Origin of the sequence: Cryobacterium sp. Y62 (genome assembly GCF_002929785.1) — a bacterium.
Lineage (GTDB): Bacteria > Actinomycetota > Actinomycetes > Actinomycetales > Microbacteriaceae > Cryobacterium.
Window position 1 is genome coordinate 1 of record NZ_PJJK01000080.1, and the last position, 15,324, is coordinate 15,324.

Here is a 15,324-nt window from a genome sequence, read left to right on the forward strand (position 1 = left end):
GGGCAACAATCATGCCGGACCCGACAGGCCAACTCCCTCAGATACTCACACCATCCGAGGTTACAAACAAGGTAACGGGGGCGGGGGAGCCGGGGCGTTAGACCTGGTTGAGTGGGATCGACTCATCCAAGAGGCGAGCAGGATCGACCGGCTCAGCTCGACGAATCAGAGCCTGTACGGCGTCGCTGACATCCCAGACGTTGACGTTCGTGCCGGCTACGACGCGGCCTGCCTGCTGCCAGAACACGATGAACTCACCGGCCGCCCAGTCGCCCCAGCCGCCCCGGTAGATCAGGTCGGCGCCGCGAGTGAGCGGGCCGAAGCCGGAGCACTCCATGCCGAGGTCGAACTGGTCGGTGTTGAAGTAGGGGATCGCTGGTTTGCAGGCTCGCGGTGACCAGGATTCCATTGTCGACCGCGAGCCCGGTCTTCTCGGCGAGTTCGACGTTTGGAACCGCGCCGATGCTCTCAGAACGATGCCAGCAGAACGATGTCGGCTGGCACGATTTCGCCGCCGGCGGCACCGTTCCGAGAGAACGGGAGCCGGTTTGCGCGGGCGGCGGGGCAGCATCCGTTTCAGAGTGGATGCCCCGCTCAAGCGGTCACGACGGCGCGACGACGGTATCGCAGCGCCAGCAGTGGGCGGGCAGCTCTCCCGGCACGAAGGCGCCGCACTCCGGGCAAACCTGTTCGAGCCAGCAGGCCGGGTCGCCGCCGATTGATTCGTCGGTTTCGTCGTGTGTTGTCATCGTTTCAGTATGACCTGCGGCAGGAAAAAACCCGAAGCCCCCCGCTGGAGGAGAAGGAGGCTTCGGGCGAAGATGAGCGTCAGCTCGGGTTGGGAGCACCCGGGCGGGCGTAGTAGAACCAGGCCAGGCCCGTGCACAGCACGCAGAATACCGTGCAGCCGATGAAGAAGGTGGTCGGGCTCATGGCTGTGAGGGCCATTCCCACGATGAAGGGGCCGAAGGCGGCGATCGCGGCGGTCCAGCCGATCGCGCCGCCGGCCTGGCGCTTGGGGAAGATCATCGGCATCTGCTTGAACGTTCCGGCGTTGGCCAGGCCGGAGAAAAAGAAGATGATGATCATGCCGGTGAGAAAGCCCTTGAACTCATCGACGCTGGTCGGGGTGAGGAAAAACACTGTGATCAGGGTGCCCACGGCCATGCCCGCGCCGCCGATGAAGGTGAAGATCGCACCGCCGAACCGGTCGCAGAGCGGACCGGAGGCCGCACGCACCAGGGCGCCAACGACCGGGCCGATGAAGGCGAAGGCCAGCGGGTTGGGCGCATCGGGAAAATCACCGTAGACGTTGAGGATGATGAGGCCCATTTGGGCGGCCAGTCCGCTGAACGCGCCGAAACTCATGAGGTAGATGAGCGTCATGATCCAGGTGTGCTTGACCTTGAAAATGTCCATCTGCTGCCGAAAGTTGGCTTTGATCGGCACTTTACGTAAAAAGGCCAGCGCCAGCGCGACCGCGAGCAGCACCCAGGGGATGAGTACGAGACCACCGTTGTGCAGCCAGACCAGTTCACCGTTCGAGTCGCTCTCCGGGGTGAGCACAGCGGTGCCGAGCAGGCCGAAGCCGACGACCCATGGGGTGAGCAGCTGAATTAGTCCGATGCCAAAGTTGCCGAGCCCCGCCTGCAGCCCGAGTGCTGTCCCGGCAAGGCGCTTGGGAAAGAAGTAGCTGGTCGAAGCCATGAAGCCGGAGAAGCTGCCGCCACCAATGCCGGCCGCGAAGGACAGCGCGAGCAGTACCCAGTACGGCGTCGAGGTGTCGCGGGCGACCAAGGTCCAGCCGATCATCGGCAGGAGCAGCAGCGCGCTGGAAAGGGCGACGAGAATGCGGGTGCCGAGAATCGGCGGCAAGAACATGAAGATGAGGCGCAGCAGGCCACCGGCCAGGCCGGGCAGCGCGACGAGCCAGTAGAGCTGGCTGGTGCTCAGGTCGAAACCGATGTCGTTCAGCCGCGGAGCGATCGCGCTAACCAGATACCAGGCCGCGAAGCCGAGGGTCATGCTGAACGTGGTGATCCACAGCGTGCGCCAGGCGAGGTGTGAATCCCAGGTCTCTTCGTTTTCCGGATCCCAGTTCGAGAGGTCCGGCTTCAGCGTGGACGTGACGCGTGGTGGTGAGACGGTTGACATGGTTTCCTCGGCTGGTTGGTCGGGCAGCAGGCTCGCTTAGTAGCCAGCTTGTTCGTTTGCCTGTGCCAACGCATCGCACAAACGCCGTGAAAAATGATTCGTCCTGAAGCGGATGCCGGCGGCCCGGTCGGAACCGTGTCCGGGGCTGCCGGCATCCGTTTCTTCTCGGGCGGAGGGCGGTACTGTGGAACGGTGAAAACTCAGCTCAAACTTGGGGCCGAACTCGGGGCCGTCGTGATAACCGTGTCTGATCGTTGTTCGCGCGGCGAACGCGAGGACAGGTCCGGCGCGGCCGTCGTCGATGCGCTCGGCGAAGTCGGCATTCCGTGCGGGCCGCCTCGCGTGGTACCCGACGGCATCGAGAGTGTGGCCGGTGCCATTTCGGCCGCGCTCGGTGACGGCGCTCGCCTCGTCGTGACGACCGGTGGCACCGGTGTGTCGGCGCGGGACCTGACGCCGGAGGGCACTGCGACGGTGCTGCACACGATTCTGCCGGGCATTTCCGAGCGGATGCGCGCGATCAGCGTTGCGACGATCCCCACCGCTGCGCTCTCCCGCGGTATCGCCGGTATCGCCGATTCGGTTGGCAATAACGGCGCCCTGGTCGTGAACCTGCCCGGTTCGGTGGGCGGGGTGCTTGACGGCGTGGCAATTCTGGCGCCGCTGGTGCGGCACGTCATCGACCAGCTCGATGGCGGCGACCACTGATGGGTGCGGGTATTTCAGCCGACGGCGAGGAATTGCTGCCGGATTTTAGGCCTTCTTCGCTCGGGTTTGCTCGGGTCACCGAGGCGCTGCTCGACGTCACCGAGCATGTTTTGGCCGTTTCGGGCGTTTCCCACGGCGCCGTGGTGACGTTCATCGGACAGGTGCGTGACCACGATCCCGATGCTGTCGGGCGCGTCACAGGCCTCGACTACAGCGCGCATCCCGACGCTGGGCGCGTTATTGGCGAGGTGGCCGCGAGGGTACGGGCGCAACATCCGCTTGTCGTCTTGGCCGTCAGTCATCGCATCGGACACCTCGAGGTCGGTGACCTCGCCCTCGTGGCTGCGGTCGCGAGCGCACACCGGGGCGTTGCATTCGCGGCCTGCGAGGCTCTCGTCGAGGCAGTGAAGGCCGAGGTCCCGATCTGGAAGAAGCAGTATGAGGTCGACGGAACCCATTCCTGGGTCGGTTTATAGCCTCGCCGACAGCGCTGTTTCGCGGGCGTCGTTCAGAACTGCGAAAATCGCTGCTTGCGGTGCGGGGTCACTTGACGTGATTCTCCGCAGCTATGCGCGGAGCCCCTGGTGTTTAGCCGCCGGCGAAGGGCGGGAGTACGTCTACGGTGTCGGTCGGCGCGAGTGTGACGGTGTCATCGGCGGCACGGGCGCCGTTCACCAGCAGCGAGCAGAGACCGAGCACACGCACGAACTCGCTGCCGTAGCGTTGGCCGAGTTCAGTGCGCAGTTCGCCGATCGTGTCAGCATTGAGCGTGGCCGTTTCGGTCTGGGCGGCTTCGGCCGCTCCGGCGAAGAACCGCAGGTTCGCCATCACAGTGTCTCGGGAGCCCAGTCGCGGGCGAGTTTGCTCGCTGCGGCGCAGGCGGCCTCAATGGCGGCACTGGTACCACCATTTTTCGCGGCGGCGAGGCCGATCAGAAAAGTGCTGAGCGGAGCAGCCGGCCGGGCCACATTGTGGGCCACGTCGCGGGCCACGTCGAGCAGGTCGCCGACGGGCACGTCGGCCGGGTCGAGCTGGAGCCGGTCGGCGAGGGCGGTCAGCCAGTCGTCGAGCGCTTCGGGAGGCAGCGGTGCTGAACTCATTCGTGTCACTCCTCGGGTCGTACTTCGGGTACACCGGTCAAACGCGCGGTGCTGCTATCAACATCCTGCCACGTGTCGACGTCGACCCCGGTTTCGGATTCGTCCATCAACCCCAGGAGCTTCAGCCCCGACAGCAGGTCGCGCATGCTGGCGCCGTTGACGCGATCGCCGAGGCGGTCTACGGCCGCGCGCAGGGCGGGCGCCCGGTAGATTCCGGCGAGCCACTGGGCGTGGCCGGTGTAGTCGGTGAGATGCACGCCGTCGGTTTGTTCACCGATTTTCTCGAGAGCGGATGCCGCGGTGACCAGCAGGCGCGCAGCATCCGCTCCCCACGGCAGATCGCAGGCGAGCACGAGCAGCCAGGTGGCCGGTTCGTCAACGTTCGCCTCTCCGTTCGCTTCGATATTCATATCGCCGTGTGTCGCGCCTTGGGCCGCGCTATGGGTCGCGAGCGCGGCGAGACCGGCCGCGATTCCGGCTACCGGTCCGCCGAAGGGTGGGTCTTCGAGGGCCCAGATCAGCGCGGAGGGTGTGGCGGAGCCGGCGGCGGGCTGTGCCGCGAACGGAGGTGTGCCGGCGGCGGGCTGTGCGGCGGGCGGGCCGACGACGACGGTGGACCGGGCGACCGGTCGGGCGTCGAGCACTCTGGAGAGCAGAGTGCGCCCGGCCACCTCGACGGCGGGTTTGAGCACGCCACCGAGACGGCTGCCGCGCCCGCCCGCGAGCACGATGAGGTCAATGGTGAGTGACGGAGGTGGATTCATGAGGCGTGCCCTTGGCAGGAGCGCGTCCAATATGGCTGCGCACGACAGTAACCGGCGTAGCGGCTATCCGTAGCGGGCACGGTCAGGGGAGGGAGCATCCGCTTAGCCTTGGCGGCGCAGCCAGTCGCCGGACTTGCCGCCGCTCTTGGCGAGCAGGCGCACGTTCTCGATTGTGACGGATTTGTCGAGGCCCTTGACCATGTCGACGACGGCGAGGGCGGCAACAGAGACGGCGGTGAACGCCTCCATCTCGACGCCGGTGCGGTCGGCGGTGCGCACGGTCGCGGTGATGCTGACGCCGTCATCCTCGACCGTCAAATCGACGACGGCACCGTGCACGCCGATCACGTGTGCGAGGGGTAGCAGGTCGGCAGTCTTTTTAGCGCCCTGGATTCCGGCGATGCGGGCCACGGCGAGCACATCGCCCTTGGGCGCAGTGCCATCGCGGAGCGCCGCGATCACCCTGGCACTGCAGCGCACGAAGCCCGCCGCGGTGGCGCTGCGCACGGTCGGAACCTTGTTGGTGACGTCGACCATCCGGGCTTGTCCGGCCGAGTCGAGGTGGGTGAATGGCTGGGCGGGCACTGCCGCGTCGGGAATGTCGGTGGTGTGCGTCATGATGTCAGCATGACAGTGATGAGGTCGCCTCCGCGAACGTGAGTCGTGTCTTCGGACACGACGGCAAGACCAGTTGCCTGCGCCAGGCCGGCGACGAGGTGTGAACCCGACCCGCCGCGGGAGGCCGGGCGCACCTCGATCTGGGCGCCGTCTCGGGTGCCGTGTCGGGTGCCGCCGGTGCCGGTGCCAGCACCGGTCGCGGTGCCGGAATCGGTACGGTGCGTGACGATGACGGGCATGTACTGGGCGCGTCCAGGCGGGGACTTCCAACCGTCGGCGACGGTCGCCGTGATGGTGCGGCGGTGCAGCTCCGGGTGGCCGAGCAGGCGGCGCAGCGCGGGGCGCACGAACACCTCAAAAGACACAAAGGCGCTGACCGGGTTGCCGGGCAGGGCGAAGATGAGCGGTCCGGGCACGTTTCCTGTGGCGGGCCAGCGTCCGAACCCTTGTGGCTTGCCGGGTTGCATCTTGACCGGTCCGAAGTGCACGGTTCCGAGCGGCTGAAGCACGGCTTTGACCACGTCGTACGCTCCGACGCTGACACCGCCGGAGAGCACGATCACGTCGACCGTGCCAGCCAGGTCGGTGAGCAGCGCGCCCAACGTGTCGTTGTTGTCGGGCACGGCGCCCACCCGGATGGCAACGCCGCCGGCTTCGGTGACGGCCGCCGCCAGTAGAAAGGAGTTGGAGTCGGGAATTTGACCGCGATGGGTCGGGCTGCCGGGGGTGACGAGTTCGCTGCCGGTGGAAATGACCGCGACGCGCGGCGCCGGGTGCACCAGCACCGAGCCGGTTCCGGCGCTCGCCGCTGCGGCGACCCGGGTGGGCCAGAGCACGCTGCCCGCGCTCAGAACCCGGTCCCCAGCGTGGGCGTCTTCGCCGGCGCGGCGTACGTGCGCCGCGGTTTCGGGGGCGCGCACGACAGTGACCAGATCGGTGCCCTGATCGGTGTCTTCGATCGGGACGACGGCATCCGCTCCGTCGGGAATGGGCGCGCCCGTCATGATGCGCGCGACCTGCCCGGGCACCAGGCGCGGATTCTCGGCGGTGCCGGCGGCCAAATCGGCGACGACGGGCAGCATAATCGGGTTCTGCGCGGAGGCGCCGAGCAGATCCGCGCGGATCACGGCGTAGCCGTCCATGGCGGAGTTGTCGAAGGGAGGAGTATCGGTCGCTGAAAGCACGTCTTCGGCGAGCACCAGGCCGCGCGCGGCGTCGAGCGACACGCGCACCGGCACCATCGGCTTCACGTCGGCCAGAATGACCGCGAGTTGATCGGTAACGGTGCGAGCGGATGCGGCCGGCGCACAGGCATTCGTTCTTTCGGAATGCGCGTGGACGTGGTCGTGCCTGTGCCCATTTTCGTTCACGGTCGCATCGGCGGTGTCGTCGCGGTGAGCATCATGCGTATGCCCATGTTCATCTTCGTGTGCGCCGCCGGCGTGCGCACATCGAACCTCGGACGGTTCCCCGCCGAGCACATCGTGTTCGTCTGACAAGGGCGATGCGTCGCGTGCGGAACCGTCGGGCAGATTCGTCTCGGTCATCGGCTAGGCGAGACTGTCGGTCTGGCCCGCGCTGCCGGTGTCGTCCCGGGCCGACGCGTGCCTCCCGGTCGGAGTCGGCTCGAGGGACGGCCATCGGCTGCCGATGCCGGTCGCGCGTCCGGCCGTGACGAGGTCGTCCCAGGCCACGATCCCACCGGTGAGCACGGAGACGTCGGTGAATCCGGCCTCGCGCAGCGCGGCAGCAGCGCGGGCGGCTCGCCCACCGGCGTGGCAGTGCACGATCAGCGGGGTGTCCTCCGGGAGGGCCGCCCGGCCGGTGTCGGAGAGTACTCCGTCGGTCAGGAGCTCGCCGAGTGGCAGGAGCTGGGCCGTCGGAATGGAACTTTCGGCGTTCTCGTTCGGCTCGCGAACGTCCAGCACGAGAAAGTTGTCGATTCCGTCGCGTTGGGCTTCGAGGCGTTCGACGAGTTCGGCACCGGAAACCTCGGCGGTGTTCTCTGCGGCGACGCGGGCGGTATTCTCTGTCGCGTGCTCGGCAGCGGTCGGTTCGGCGGCAATGCCGGTTCCGACCAGCGGAATCTCACTGAAGCGGCCCGACAGGGCATCGATCACGAGTACCCGGCCGATCAGTGGGGACCCGATTCCGGTGATTAGCTTGATAGTTTCGGTCGCCATGAGCGATCCGACCTGGCCACAGAGAGCGCCGAGCACTCCGGCATCGGCGCAGTTGGGAACCTCGCCGTCGGCCGGCGGCGTTGGAAACAGGTCGCGCAGGTGCACTCCGGTGATGCCCGAGCCCGCCGGAGGCGTGGCCCAGAACACCGAGAGCTGAGCATCGAATCGCAAAACGGATGCCCACACCAGCGGCAGCCCGAGCCGCGCGCAGGTGTCGTTCACGAGGAACCGGGTCGGAAAGTTGTCGGTGCCGTCGATGACTACGTCATAGCCGTCGATGATCTCGGCCGCGTTACCCGTTACCAGGCGCTCGGCGTGCCGAACGACGGTGGTTTCCGGGGCGATCTCGGCGATGCGTTCCGCGGCGCTGTCCACCTTGGGGCGGCCGACATCCGTTTGACCGTGGACGATCTGGCGCTGGAGGTTGCTCGGTTCCACGTCGTCGCCGTCGACGATGCCAATGGTGCCTACGCCCGCTGCCGCGAGGTAGAGCAGCGCGGGGGAGCCGAGTCCACCGGCGCCGAGCACGAGCACCCGGGCGTTGGCGAGGCGGCGCTGGCCGAGTTCGCTCAGCTGGGGGAGGCGGCGCTGGCGAGCGGTCCGCACGGATTCGGATGCGCTGAGGCGGTCAACGGGCTCAACGAGGGGAGGAATGGCCATGGCTTAACGCTAGGCGCTGCGCGACGTCACGGCCACCGGTTTGCCGCAAGCCGGCTTGCGAAACCGCCAGGCACGCCGCATGCCTCACAACCACTCGGTGGCTAATTCAGGAAATTGTCGGCTATCGGACCCAGAACGGGCTGTTTTCGACCCACGAGACGTGGATTTCCTGAATTGGCCACGGCCGATCGCGATGACAGAGAACAAAGCAGTGGGTCAAAACCGCAGATGCGGTGCTATCGTGCAATTCATGACGCAATATCGGATCAGTGAGGCCGCCGAGCTGCTCGGCGTCAGCGACGACACTGTGCGCCGTTGGGTCGACGGTGGCCGTCTCGCGGCCGACGCCGACGCATCCGGTCGCCTCGTGGTTGACGGAGCTGCGCTCGCCGCCTTCGCCGTCGACCAGGCAAGCACCCCGGCAGACCCGTCAAGCGTGGGCCGCAGCGCCCGCAACCGCTTCGTCGGTATCGTCACCGCCATCACCATGGATACGGTCATGGCCCAGGTCGAGCTGCAGTGTGGCCCGCACCGCATAGTCTCGCTCATGTCGAGTGAGGCCGTGCGCGAACTGGCGCTCGAGGTCGGCTCGCTCAGTGTCGCCGTGATCAAGGCTACCAATGTGATTGTTGAAACTCCGGGACGGATGCCGTGACCCGCCTCCCGCAGGTCCTCGCCGCGCTCGCCGTGCTCACTCTCACCGGCTGTGTCACGGACACCGGGCCCGTGCCGCTGCCCCTCAACGTCTACGCGGCCGCCTCGCTGGGCCCCGCATTTGACGAGATCGCCACCCTGCTCGAAGACGCGAACTCCTTCGTTGATGTGCACGTCACCTACGACGGGTCTTCCACTCTCGCCACTCAAATTGCCGCTGGCGCCCCCGCCGACGTGTTTGCGAGCGCCGACCAGCAGAACCTTCAGCCGCTCGCCGACGCCGGGCTCACCGGCGCGGCCACCGTGTTCGCTGGCAACACCCTCCGCATTGCGGTCGCCCCCGGCAACCCGCTGCAGATCGAGACTTTAGAAGATCTGGCCCGCTCCGGCGTGATCACCGTGCTGTGCGCGGCGCAGGTGCCGTGCGGCGCGGCATCCGCTGCCCTGCTCGCCAACGCCGGAGTCACGCTCACGCCCGCGAGCGAAGAGCAAAATGTGACGGCTGTCGTCACCAAAATCGCCAGCGGCGAAGCGGATGCCGGCCTCGTCTACGCGACGGATGTCGCCGCCAACCCCGGGCGCATCGACGGCCTGACCCCGGCCGGAGCCGATGCAGTCATCGGGCGCTATCCGATCGCGGTCGTGGAAGGCAGCGCACACATCGAGGAGGCTCAGGCTTTCGTCGACCTTGTGCTCTCGCCTGCGGGGCAGTCTGTGCTCGCCGCCCACGGATTTCTCGCTCCGTGAGCCTCCTCTTTCGACCGGCCCCGGGCCCGGAAAGTAATGCTCCGACACGTCACGCACCGGTGTCCGTGCTCGGCGCACAGGCGGCGGTCGGCATGATCCCGCGCGTTCTCTACCTGCCCGCGAGCATCGGCCTCGGACTGCTGGTGCTGCCGCTCGCCGGCTTGCTGCTCAGGGTCGACTGGCCAGGCCTCCCGGCTCTGCTCCTCTCGCCGGAAGCGCTGCAGCCGCTGGGGCTGTCGCTCGCGACGGCATCCGTTTCGACGCTGCTTTGTCTACTGTTCGGCGTGCCGCTCGCCGTCGTCATCGCCCGATCGCAGCCGCGCGTGGCGGGCCTGCTGCGCGCGCTTGTGACCGTGCCGCTCGTGCTGCCGCCGCTGGTCGGCGGCATCGCGCTGCTTTCCCTGCTCGGACGTGGGGGTGTGCTCGGCAGCACCCTCGAACTGGTCGGGCTGCGCATTCCGTTCACGACCGCGGCCGTCGTCCTGGCGCAGACCTTCGTGGCCCTGCCGTTCCTCGTGATCGCCGTCGAGGGCGCGCTGCGCACCGCCGGCACCCGCTTCGAACGGGTCGCTGCAACCCTCGGCGCCCATCGTGGCACCGTCTTCGCCCGCATCACCCTGCCGCTCGTAGGCCCCGGGCTGCTCGCAGGTACCGTTTTGAGCTTTGCCCGCGCGCTCGGCGAGTTCGGCGCGACGGCCCTGTTCGCCGGCAACCAGGCCGGAGTCACCCGCACCATGCCCCTCGCCATCTACACCGCCTTCAACGGCTCGGGCGTGACGACCGACCAGGCCGTCGCCCTGTCGCTGCTGCTGATCGCGGTCGCCGTGATTATTCTTGTGCTGGTTGGCACCCGCCGCGCGAGCGTGCTCTCATGACCATCCTGAAAACGGATGCCCGCTGCCGCGCCAACGCCACCGCCCCGCAGAGCGCGATCCACTCTTCTACCGCGAGCAGACCGACGGACTCCGTGCGCGGGTTCACCTGCCCGTGGCTACCGGGCCTCGCCAACGGCCCGACCCGGAGCCCGCTCTCATGACCCCCGCCCTCTGGAAATCCGCCGCCAACGACCTCCTCGCCGCCAACCTTCAGCTCACCCGCGGCTCGTTCACGCTCGACGTTCAGCTCGCTCTCGCACCGGGCGACGTGCTCGCCCTGCTTGGCCCGAATGGCGCAGGCAAGTCGACCGTACTCGAACTGCTCGCCGGCCTCGCCACACCCGACTCCGGAACCGTCACGATCGACGGTGCAGTCCTCACCGCGCCCGGCCGATTCGTGACGGCGGAAAACAGGGCCATCGGGCTCCTCGGGCAGGAGCCTCTGCTCTTTCCGCACCTCAGCGCTCGCAACAATATTGCTTTCGCCCTGCGCGTCGGCGAAGCGCACCTGAACGCCGCCGAGTCCCGAAAACAGGCCGACCGCTGGCTCAACCGCGTCGGTCTGCACAGCTTCGGCGAGAGCAAACCCGGTTCCCTCTCCGGCGGGCAGCAGCAGCGCGTGGCCCTCGCCCGCGCGCTCGCTGCCGGCCCACGCCTGCTATTGCTCGATGAGCCGATGGCCACCCTCGACGCCGAAACCGCGCCGCTCATGCGCCAACTCATCCGCGAGCAGCTTGCCGACACCAGCACGAGCGCCATCATCGTCACCCACGACATCGTCGACGCGGTCGTGCTCGCGAATCGCGTCGCCGTGCTGCACGACGGCACGCTCATCGACGAGGGCACGACCGCCGCGGTGCTCGCCGCCCCGCGCAACCCGTTCGTCGCAGCCCTCGCCGGCGTCAACCTTGTCGTCGGCACCACGCAGAACGGGGCGGTCGTCGCCCCCGACGGCCGCGTCTTCTGGGTGCGGCCAGCGGATGCCGGCGACCTCGCCTCGGTCGGCCCCACGCCCGCTTCACCCGCCACACCGCTGGCCGTCGATGCCCCCGCCGGTCTCGACTCCGAAGCCCCGGTCGTCCCAATCCAAGCTACTGCCACCTTCGGCACCCAGGCCTCAGATGCCGCCCGGGCGCCGAGTCCGCAGAACGCGCCCGCCGCGGCCGTCTTTCGACCGGCATCCGTTGTCGTGCAGATGGATCGCCCGCGACACGCGAGCCCACGCAACGTCTGGTCCGCCCGCGTGACCGGCATCGAGCCGGGCAGCGGCGGCGTGCGCCTGCGCACGAGCGGCGATCCCGAGGTCATCGCCGAACTCACCCCCGCCGCGGTCGCCGACCTCGGGCTGCAGCTCGGCTCGACCGTTTGGCTTTCGGTCAAAGCCACCGAAGTGAGCGCCTACCGCCGCTAAGCTCGGATGCGGGGCACGTCGATGGGGGCAGGGGGATGCTGATGCCGGCACTACGGGTGACCGATTCCGTGCTCGAGGGCCTGACTGCAACGCTGTCCGGAGCGACGGCACAGCTAAGTTTTTCTGACTGGACTTTTCGCTGGCCAGAGGGCGCAGTGCAGAGCGATTCGGTCGCGGCAGCCTTGCGCGATGCGACCTCGCAACAGACCGAACGAGCCGACCTGGCCGGGCTGGTCCTGACCGCCCTCGGCGAATTTCCCAGTACCGTGGCCGAAAAATTCCGCGCGACCGATTCCACCCTCGGCCGAAAGCTGAACTGACCATGTGGACCGCCGCCAATCCGGGGTTGGGCGAGCCGAACGAAATTCTGTCCGAGGCCAGGCTGCGCTCCGGCAAAGCGGATGCCCTCCGCACCCTGCAAATACAGCTGACCGGCGCGCAATCCCAGGCTCAATCCACCGAGTGGACTGCGGTCTCCCGCGACGCCTTCGTTTTGCGCCTCGAGGCCCTGGTCCCCGAGATCGATCTACTGATTCGCGGGCTGGACGCGCAGGCAGCAGCCCTGGAGACGTACTCCGTCACAGTTGACGAGATTCAGGGCGACCAGCGCCTGCTCGAAGCGCAGCGGACCACCGCGGACGGCGACCTCTACGACCTGCAGTGGAGGCGCACCGACTTCACGATGCAGAGCAACCTTTTCGCAATATCCACTGCTGATCGAGATGCACGCCGGGAGGAAGCGTTCGAGAAGGTCACGGCGCGGATCGCCGCCATCGATTCGTTGTGGCAGGAGTTGTCGACGCGGCGCAGTGCCGCCGATGCCGCCTGTGTGAGCGACCTCGGGTCCGAGCAGGTGCTCGGCGCGACCGCCTGGTTCGGCTCGAACGCGGCGACCCGGGCGTCTGTCGACGACCTGATCGCCCGAGTGAATGCCCTGTCGGCGACCGATCTGGCCGTGTTGATCGCCACAGATCCGGGTCTGCTCAAGCGGATGCTGGGCACCACCCCCGAGACCGTTTCCGAACGCTGGGAGCAGCTGGCCGAACCGGCCCGGCTCGCCCTCATCGCCGGCGCTCCAGCGCTGCTTGGATCGTTGAACGGCCTGCCGGCGCTCGCCCGTATTGCCGCCAACCGGCTCAATGCCGGTACTCGTATTGCCCAGATCGACGCCGAATCCGCCACGGTCCTGGACTCGCTGAAGTCCGTTGAGGGGTATTTCGAGGCCATGGCCAAGCTGAAAGAACTTGAGCTGGAGCGCGAGTACTTGCAGGCTGCGGAGCACGGGCTGATCCAGCTGTACCTCTACGACCGTGACGGGTCGCGGATCGTGGAAATGCTGGGAACGCCGTCGTTCGAGACACGCCACCGCATCACCTATGTCCCCGGTACCATGAGCAATATGGGCATGTTTTACGACGGCTCGGTTCAACGACTGTCTCAGTGGTTCGTCGTCAGTCATCCTGACACCGTCGCGTTCGTCTACAAGGACGGGCTTTTTCCAGGAGACTCGGACGGCCCCTTGGGAGGCAAAATCGGCTACTTCGGTGAGTCGGCATTGCGGACGCCGGTGGGAATAGCGGATGCGAATTCCGCAGCTTTCACCGAACGGACCGGCCCGATTCTTGCTGATTTCGAGACGGGTCTGAACTTCGACCACTTGCTCGCTGACGCCACATCGACAGCCATCGGTCATAGCTGGGGGCTTGCCAACATCACCTCGGCAGAAGTCGCCGGAGCCCACTACGACTCGGTTGTCTCGTTGTCCGGAGCATGGATGCCCAAAGACTGGACGCCTAGCCCCAGGACCACTTACACCGATTTTTCGTATCAGGATATTTTGCAGTCGGCACAAGACCTTGGTGTCGTCGGCGACGGGAACAACCCTCGCTCGAGTGAAGCCTTTCACGCCGAGCCCTACTATCAGGGACCGAAGCCCTTGTATTCGGTGGATGGGAACGGGACCTTTACAGTGAACCCGAGCGTGCCGATGGATAACCACAACCTCGTCGCAACCGACGACGTGAACAATCGAGAGGTCCTCAGAGATCTTCAGGAGCTGATCTACGAATGATTGCGCAGGGAAAAATGGCGGCTTTTATCGGAATGATCGCTCTCTCTGTTGGGCTTGCAGCATGTGCGCCGAATCAGGGAAGTGAGACGACCATGGATCTACAAACAGCTAAGGGAATCGCGATGGCGATGGAGGACGAGACGGCTGCACTCGTTCCTCCCGAGAATGTGGGCGACCAGTCCCAGTTGCAGATGACGTATTTGTTCGGCTGCGCGGATGGCCGGTTGTCGTGGCCTGGTCTAACGACGGTCACTCTGACCGGTGATGTTGATGCGGAGGCCCTGATCGAAGTCATCGCCTCTGCCTGGGAGCAGAAAGACGGTGTTGTCGTGAAGAGGCTCACGACCAGGCAGGGGGCGCCGCGTGTGGATATGACCGGCACTCAGGGAGACTCCTACAGCGCGGCGATCTGGGCTCCCGGCACCGAACTGAAAATCGACTCGTTTTCGCCGTGTTTTGAGTTGGAGGGCGGTACGAAGCCCGGCATGAAGTACTGAGCAGGAGCCAACTCCAACAAGGGCCTGCAGGGAGGAAATGACTAGTGAAATGTCAGCTTATTCCCGCAGTGTTTCGAGCTGGAAGACAGGCGGTATCCGTCGGCTAAATACTTATTACAACAGCATCACGGCGTAGCGCGGGAGTACGGTGGCAGAACCGACCAAGGAGATTTATGACCCCGTCTGAATTGCTGATCGAAGAATTCACCCGCATCCAGGGCACCGTGCGCAAGACCCTCAAGGGTGCGTCCGTCGCCACACTGACTTTTCGAGCGGATGCTGACACCAACACCATCGCCTGGCTCACCTGGCACCTGTCCCGCGTGCAGGACGACCACCTCGCCGACCTCGCGGGCACCGCGCAGGTGTACACCGGCCAGGGCTGGGTCGAACGATTCGACCTTCCGTTCGGGCCGACGGCCACCGGCTATGGACACACCTCGGCCGATGTCGCGGCCGTTCGCGCCGACGCCGAGCTGCTCGGCGGCTACTACGACGCCGTGCACACCGCGACCGTGGCATACCTGGGCACCCTCGCCGAGGCCGATCTCGACCGGGTCATCGACGATTCCTGGACCCCCGCGGTCACCGTCGGCGTGCGCCTCGCGAGCGTGCTCTCCGACGACCTGCAGCACGCCGGCCAGGCCGCCTTCGTGCGAGGCCTGGCCGACCGCGCTGCCGGTTAGCGTTTGCTGGCTGTCTGAGAAAGCCGGCCCCGTGAATCAGGGAACCTTGGCGGAGAATGGGGGATTCGAACCCCGCGAATGCGTGTCGTGCGTCACCCGACACGCTGCGTTGGTACTTGCGGAGAATGGGGGATTCGAACCCTGCGAATGGGTGTTGTGCGTCACCCGACACGCTGCGTTGGTACTTGCGGAGAAT

20 protein-coding genes are annotated in these 15,324 nt (G+C 66.5%); 11 read left to right on the forward strand and 9 right to left on the reverse strand.

The window, feature by feature from the left end; translation table 11 throughout:
- Nucleotides 1-97: 97 nt before the first annotated feature.
- The 3 genes from CXY71_RS03330 to CXY71_RS03335 all read right to left on the reverse strand — a co-directional run bounded on the left by CXY71_RS03330 (nucleotide 98) and on the right by CXY71_RS03335 (nucleotide 2,154).
- Nucleotides 98-409 carry an oxidoreductase C-terminal domain-containing protein gene (locus CXY71_RS03330; RefSeq protein WP_233198391.1) on the reverse strand — a complete coding sequence of 104 codons (312 nt, stop codon included), beginning with the start codon at nucleotides 407-409 and terminating at the stop codon, nucleotides 98-100.
- A 193-nt stretch (nucleotides 410-602) separates the two neighbouring features.
- Entirely contained in the window at nucleotides 603-749 is a 147-nt protein-coding gene (locus CXY71_RS21390; RefSeq protein WP_199184195.1) for a hypothetical protein, read from the reverse strand.
- Between the two features lie 79 nt (nucleotides 750-828).
- Complete coding sequence (locus tag CXY71_RS03335; RefSeq protein WP_104134275.1) at nucleotides 829-2,154, reverse strand: MFS transporter; 1,326 nt, start codon at nucleotides 2,152-2,154, stop codon at nucleotides 829-831.
- 93 nt (nucleotides 2,155-2,247) lie between these two features.
- On the opposite strand from CXY71_RS03335, the gene CXY71_RS03340 reads away from it, so the two are divergent.
- Together CXY71_RS03340 and CXY71_RS03345 are read left to right on the forward strand one after the other, a co-directional pair.
- Nucleotides 2,248-2,862: a MogA/MoaB family molybdenum cofactor biosynthesis protein gene (locus CXY71_RS03340; RefSeq protein ID WP_104134276.1), complete on the forward strand. Its 615-nt coding sequence runs from the start codon at nucleotides 2,248-2,250 to the stop codon at nucleotides 2,860-2,862.
- Nucleotides 2,862-3,338, forward strand: coding sequence for a molybdenum cofactor biosynthesis protein MoaE (locus CXY71_RS03345; protein WP_104134277.1), 477 nt, complete (start codon nucleotides 2,862-2,864; stop codon nucleotides 3,336-3,338). Before CXY71_RS03340 ends, CXY71_RS03345 begins: the two co-directional genes overlap by 1 nt.
- Nucleotides 3,339-3,450: 112 nt before the next feature.
- On the opposite strand, the gene CXY71_RS03350 is transcribed toward CXY71_RS03345, so the two are convergent.
- The 6 genes from CXY71_RS03350 to CXY71_RS03375 form a co-directional block, all read right to left on the reverse strand.
- Nucleotides 3,451-3,690: a MoaD/ThiS family protein gene (locus CXY71_RS03350; protein WP_104134278.1), complete on the reverse strand. Its 240-nt coding sequence runs from the start codon at nucleotides 3,688-3,690 to the stop codon at nucleotides 3,451-3,453.
- A complete protein-coding gene (locus CXY71_RS03355; protein ID WP_104134279.1) occupies nucleotides 3,690-3,962 on the reverse strand; it encodes a DUF6457 domain-containing protein in 273 nt (90 codons plus the stop codon). Before CXY71_RS03355 ends, CXY71_RS03350 begins: the two co-directional genes overlap by 1 nt.
- 5 nt (nucleotides 3,963-3,967) lie before the next feature.
- Nucleotides 3,968-4,726: a molybdenum cofactor guanylyltransferase gene (locus tag CXY71_RS03360; protein ID WP_104134280.1), complete on the reverse strand. Its 759-nt coding sequence runs from the start codon at nucleotides 4,724-4,726 to the stop codon at nucleotides 3,968-3,970.
- A gap of 102 nt (nucleotides 4,727-4,828) precedes the next feature.
- Nucleotides 4,829-5,344 (reverse strand): cyclic pyranopterin monophosphate synthase MoaC, encoded by a 516-nt coding sequence (gene moaC, locus CXY71_RS03365; protein ID WP_104134281.1) that lies wholly within the window; start codon nucleotides 5,342-5,344, stop codon nucleotides 4,829-4,831.
- Entirely contained in the window at nucleotides 5,341-6,891 is a 1,551-nt protein-coding gene (glp, locus tag CXY71_RS03370; protein ID WP_104134282.1) for a gephyrin-like molybdotransferase Glp, read from the reverse strand. Before glp ends, moaC begins: the two co-directional genes overlap by 4 nt.
- A 3-nt stretch (nucleotides 6,892-6,894) precedes the next feature.
- Nucleotides 6,895-8,187, reverse strand: coding sequence for a ThiF family adenylyltransferase (locus CXY71_RS03375; RefSeq protein WP_104134283.1), 1,293 nt, complete (start codon nucleotides 8,185-8,187; stop codon nucleotides 6,895-6,897).
- Nucleotides 8,188-8,437: 250 nt separating this feature from the next.
- Here CXY71_RS03375 and CXY71_RS03380 point away from each other — a divergent pair, with 250 nt between their 5' ends.
- The 9 genes from CXY71_RS03380 (at nucleotide 8,438) to CXY71_RS03415 (ending at nucleotide 15,128) form a co-directional block, all read left to right on the forward strand.
- Complete coding sequence (locus CXY71_RS03380) at nucleotides 8,438-8,842, forward strand: molybdopterin-binding protein (protein ID WP_104134299.1); 405 nt, start codon at nucleotides 8,438-8,440, stop codon at nucleotides 8,840-8,842.
- On the forward strand, nucleotides 8,839-9,588 hold the full coding sequence (gene modA, locus CXY71_RS03385; RefSeq protein ID WP_104134284.1) for a molybdate ABC transporter substrate-binding protein: 750 nt from the start codon (nucleotides 8,839-8,841) through the stop codon (nucleotides 9,586-9,588). The genes CXY71_RS03380 and modA overlap by 4 nt, the downstream gene beginning before the upstream one ends.
- 92 nt (nucleotides 9,589-9,680) lie before the next feature.
- The gene (locus CXY71_RS03390) at nucleotides 9,681-10,463 is read left to right on the forward strand and encodes an ABC transporter permease (protein ID WP_104134300.1); all 783 of its coding nucleotides are present in this window, start codon (nucleotides 9,681-9,683) and stop codon (nucleotides 10,461-10,463) included.
- A complete protein-coding gene (locus CXY71_RS20915) occupies nucleotides 10,460-10,624 on the forward strand; it encodes a hypothetical protein (protein WP_158252960.1) in 165 nt (54 codons plus the stop codon). The genes CXY71_RS03390 and CXY71_RS20915 overlap by 4 nt, the downstream gene beginning before the upstream one ends.
- Entirely contained in the window at nucleotides 10,621-11,874 is a 1,254-nt protein-coding gene (locus tag CXY71_RS03395) for a sulfate/molybdate ABC transporter ATP-binding protein (protein ID WP_104134285.1), read from the forward strand. The genes CXY71_RS20915 and CXY71_RS03395 overlap by 4 nt, the downstream gene beginning before the upstream one ends.
- Nucleotides 11,875-11,930: 56 nt before the next feature.
- The gene (locus tag CXY71_RS03400; protein ID WP_146072734.1) at nucleotides 11,931-12,194 is read left to right on the forward strand and encodes a hypothetical protein; all 264 of its coding nucleotides are present in this window, start codon (nucleotides 11,931-11,933) and stop codon (nucleotides 12,192-12,194) included.
- A gap of 2 nt (nucleotides 12,195-12,196) precedes the next feature.
- On the forward strand, nucleotides 12,197-13,945 hold the full coding sequence (locus tag CXY71_RS03405) for a hypothetical protein (protein ID WP_104134287.1): 1,749 nt from the start codon (nucleotides 12,197-12,199) through the stop codon (nucleotides 13,943-13,945).
- The gene (locus CXY71_RS03410; RefSeq protein WP_104134288.1) at nucleotides 13,942-14,442 is read left to right on the forward strand and encodes a hypothetical protein; all 501 of its coding nucleotides are present in this window, start codon (nucleotides 13,942-13,944) and stop codon (nucleotides 14,440-14,442) included. Before CXY71_RS03405 ends, CXY71_RS03410 begins: the two co-directional genes overlap by 4 nt.
- Nucleotides 14,443-14,615: 173 nt before the next feature.
- On the forward strand, nucleotides 14,616-15,128 hold the full coding sequence (locus CXY71_RS03415) for a DinB family protein (RefSeq protein WP_104134289.1): 513 nt from the start codon (nucleotides 14,616-14,618) through the stop codon (nucleotides 15,126-15,128).
- The last annotated feature ends 196 nt before the right edge of the window (nucleotides 15,129-15,324 follow it).